The organism is Alcanivorax sp. HI0083, from assembly GCF_001635175.1.
In genome coordinates this window covers 1-682 of the sequence record NZ_LWFX01001570.1, presented here as the reverse complement: position 1 = coordinate 682, position 682 = coordinate 1, and the positions used below count along the sequence as shown (strand labels likewise).

Below are 682 nucleotides of genomic sequence, written 5' to 3'. Positions count from 1 at the left end.
GATGACGGCGAGGCAGAAGACAACGAATAAGGCTCGGGGTCAGTAAAGGGAGACTCACCACAAATAAGCTGCGCCAGCAATTCGGCACTGCCTGGCGCAGAAACCAGGCCGTTCCGATAATGCCCTGCAGCCACGTAAACCCCCGTCGCTCCCGGCAGCAAACCCAGATAAGGATAATCCCGCTCACAACCCGGGCGGACGCCAGACCAATGGTAAGAGGGCTTTTTCTCAGCCAACACAGGGGAAAGACTGGCGGCAAGGGAGATCAACTGATGACGCCCCTGAACAGTGGGGTAATGACTGGCATCCCCCTTGCGCAGGGTGGAGCCGACCAAAACTGCACCATCCGCTCTTGGAATCAGATAACCTGCTTCCGTCAATATTACCGAAGGGACATCTCCTGGCGCCACCTGGAACAACAGCATTTCTCCTTTGGCAGGAAAAAGAGGCATACTTAGGCCAGTTTCAGCCAACAGTGCAGCAGCATTATAGCCCGCAGCGACCACGATCGTATCCGAACTGTATTGCCCGACTTCGCCATGAAGTATCGCACCTGAGGACAAAAGTTCAACACGGCGAATATGCTCTCGCACAAAGCTAACGCCTTTCGCTGCAAGATACGCTCGCAGCGCCTTCAACATTCNCGGGTTACGAATATTGCCCAAACCTGGGAAAAAAAGCC

At 54.6% G+C, this 682-nt stretch carries 1 protein-coding gene; it reads right to left on the bottom strand.

Annotation, left to right across the window (positions count from 1 at the left end; all coding sequences use genetic code 11):
• On the bottom strand, positions 1-682 hold a 682-nt coding region (locus A3754_RS26340), incomplete at both ends, for an FAD-binding oxidoreductase (protein WP_156497181.1).